Origin of the sequence: Streptomyces botrytidirepellens, assembly GCF_003721215.1 — a bacterium.
GTDB classification, from domain to species: Bacteria; Actinomycetota; Actinomycetes; order Streptomycetales; family Streptomycetaceae; genus Streptomyces; species Streptomyces himastatinicus.
The window spans coordinates 1-3090 of sequence record NZ_RIBZ01000560.1 but is presented as its reverse complement, the minus strand read 5'-3'; the positions used below and the strand labels follow the sequence as shown (position 1 = coordinate 3090).

At 73.5% G+C, this 3090-nt stretch carries 3 protein-coding genes; 1 reads left to right on the top strand and 2 read right to left on the bottom strand.

The features are described from left to right. Positions 1–34: 34 nt before the first annotated feature. Both EEJ42_RS32805 and rpe read right to left on the bottom strand, forming a co-directional pair. Positions 35–1024, bottom strand: a complete 990-nt coding sequence (locus EEJ42_RS32805; protein ID WP_184503385.1) for a sugar-binding transcriptional regulator — start codon at positions 1022–1024, stop codon at positions 35–37. 112 nt (positions 1025–1136) lie between these two features. After that, on the bottom strand, positions 1137–1835 hold the full coding sequence (rpe, locus tag EEJ42_RS32800) for a ribulose-phosphate 3-epimerase (RefSeq protein ID WP_123105603.1): 699 nt from the start codon (positions 1833–1835) through the stop codon (positions 1137–1139). Positions 1836–2095: 260 nt separating this feature from the next. Between rpe and EEJ42_RS32795 the strand changes: the two genes are divergently transcribed. After that, on the top strand, positions 2096–3034 hold the full coding sequence (locus EEJ42_RS32795; protein ID WP_123105601.1) for a serine hydrolase: 939 nt from the start codon (positions 2096–2098) through the stop codon (positions 3032–3034). Positions 3035–3090: the final 56 nt, after the last annotated feature.

Genomic DNA, 3090 nt, shown 5'->3' with positions numbered 1-3090 from the left:
CGCCCGAGGGCGCCGGGGGCCGGCCCTGAAGCTCCTACGCGCCGTCGGGGTCCGCGCGGTCGAGGGCGGGGCGGGGGCCCGGGTCCGCCTCCAGCAGCAGGTGGTCGGCCGCCGTCGTGTCCGTCACCAGGCTGGTGACCAGCCCCGACCGCAGCACCGCGCCGATCGCCTCCGCCTTGCGGCGGCCGCCCGCGATCGCCACCACCTCGGGGATCCGGCGCAGCCGGTCGGCCTCCACCGTGATGCAGCGCTCGCCCAGGTCGCGGCCGATGCGGCGGCCCTCGGCGTCGAAGAGGTGGGCCGACATCTCGGCGGCGGCGCCGAGGCTCTCGTAGTGGGCCCGCTCCTCCTCGGTGAGCATGTCGTACACCGTGGAGATCCCGGCCTCCCAGGAGCCGATGGACACGCACGCCACGGTGACCTTGTCGAAGTACTCGAAGGCCCGGGCGATCCCGGTCTGCCCGCGCAGCGCGTCGGCCGTCGCGGTGTCCGGCAGCAGCATCGGCGCGTAGATCGGGTGGGCCTCGCCGCCGGAGACGGCGGCGGCGCGCCGGACCGCCTCGACCGAGCCGCGCTCGGCCGTGCCCGCGTCGTACACGCCGGTGAGCTGGACGACGGTGCAGGGGGGCAGCCGGTGCAGCGCCGCGGCCATGTGGATGGTCGAACGGCCCCAGGCCAGCCCGAGCACATCGCCCTCGTTCACCAGCTCGCCGAGCAGGTCCGCGGCGACCTCGCCCAGGTTCTCCGGGTCCGGGGTGTCGGCCTCGAGGTCGGCCGGGGACTCGACGACGACGGCGTGGCGCAGCCCGTAGCGGGCGCGCAGCGCGTCGGAGCGCTCCGCGTCGAGTTCGGCGGGAACCCGGATCTCGATCCGCACCAGGTCGCGTTCGAGCGCGGTCTCCAGCACGCGCGCGACCTTGAAGCGGCTGACCCCGAACTCCTCGGCAATCTGGATCTTGGACTTGCCCTCGAGGTAGAAGCGGCGCGCCATGGCCGCCGCCTGCACCAGTTCGGCGGGTCCCATCCGCGTGGCTGAACGGCCCGTCGACACCGCGGTCTCCTTACTTGTCAATGTTCCGGTCTCACCGTTCATCCTGTCAGAAACGGTGGAGTTGGTTCGCGCTTTACCGTGACGTTCACCGACCGGCAGCTTGGTGGCCGCACAGTCCGGTGGTGCCCGTCGCGTTCTCGGCCAGGGCGCGCAGCTCGCGCACGGCCTTGTCGGGGTCCTCGGCCCCGTAGACCGCGGAGCCCGCCACGAACACGTCGGCGCCCGCCTCCGCGCACCGCTCGATGGTCGAGGCGGACACCCCGCCGTCCACCTGGAGCCACATCTCCAGGCCGTGCCGGGAGATCAGCTCCCGGGTGCGGCGGATCTTGGGCAGCATGATGTCGAGGAACGCCTGCCCGCCGAAGCCGGGCTCCACGGTCATCACCAGCAGCATGTCCAGCTCGGGCAGCAGGTCCTCGTACGGCTCGATGGGGGTCGCGGGCTTGAGCGCCATCGCCGCCCGCGCGCCCTTGGCGCGGATCTCGCGCGCCAGCCGTACGGGCGCGGCCGCGGCCTCCACGTGGAAGGTGACCGAGCCCGCCCCCGCCTCCACGTAGGCCGGGGCCCAGCGGTCCGGGTCCTCGATCATGAGGTGGCAGTCCAGGGGCGTGTCCGTCGCCTTGCCCAGCGCCTCCACCACCGGCACGCCGAGGGTCAGATTGGGCACGAAGTGGTTGTCCATGACGTCGACATGGAGCCAGTCGGCACCCTCGACGGCCTTGGCTTCGTCCGCCAGGCGCGAGAAGTCCGCGGACAGGATGCTGGGATTGATCTGCACGGCCATGGGACCAGCCTGCCACGCCCGCCGCCGGGCCATGGACCCGGGATGATCACGATACGGCCGCCGCCCCCGTCGCCCGCCCCTTTGGCCCGCCCCGGTTGCCGCCGCGCGGGAGCCGCGATGGGGTGATCGAAACCCTGGATCTCCGTCGAAACCCTGGATCTCCGAGGCAACCCGCACTGTCGGTTGTGGGTCATGAGGGGTGAGTGACCAGGGATGCCCGTGTGACGGGCGGGAACACGTAAGGACAGAGGCAACCGACCATGACGCGACAGCGAATACGCCCGCGGCCCCGCGCCGCACTCTCCGTGGCGCTGGCCGCCGGACTCCTCGCCCCGGCGCTCGCCGGTGCGGAGACGGCCACGGCCGCGACCCCGCGGACGGCCGCGACCCCGCGGGCGGTCTGCACCTCGGACCGGGCGGGTCAGGCCGCCGCGCTGGCCCGGGACATCGGCGCGGCGCTGCACGGCCGGTCCGCGACCACCGCGGTCAGTCTGCGCGTCCCCGCCACCCACACCCGCTGCACGCTGCGCGCGGACCGGCCGTTCGACTCCGCGAGCGTGGTGAAGGTGACGGTGCTGGCCACGCTGTTGTGGGACGCCGGGAAGCACGACCGCGAGCTGACCCGGCGCGAGACCCGGCTCGCCACCGCCATGATCACGAAGTCGGACAACGACGCCACCAGCGCGCTGTGGCGGCAGCTCAAGGCGGCCAAGGTGAAGGCGTTCCTGCGGGCCGCCGGGATGACCAGGACCGTGCCCGGCAGCGGCGGCTACTGGGGGCTCACCCAGATCACCGCGAACGACGAGGAGAAGCTGCTGGAGCGGGTGACCCGCCCCAACGCGGTGCTCGACGAGGACTCCCGTGCGTACATCCGCAAGCTGATGCGCGAGGTCGTCCCGTCCCAGCGCTGGGGCACCCCGGCGGGCGCGCCGCGCGGGACCACGATCCAGGTGAAGAACGGCTGGCTGTCCCGCGCCACGCACGGCTGGCGGGTGCACAGCATCGGCGCGTTCACCGGGCACGGCCGGGACTACACGCTCACGGTGCTCACCCAGGACAACGCCCGCATGAAGGACGGGGTCGCCGCGATCCAGGCGGTGGCGCGCGCGGTCCACAAGGACCTCAACCCGAAGGCGGGGACGGCGAAGCCGTACACCCCGACCCGCGCCCCGCAGGAGGCGATGCCCGCCGTCCCGTAGCGAGGTGCGGCGGATACGGGACCGCCCCGGCCGGGCGCGAGCACCGGCCGGGGCGG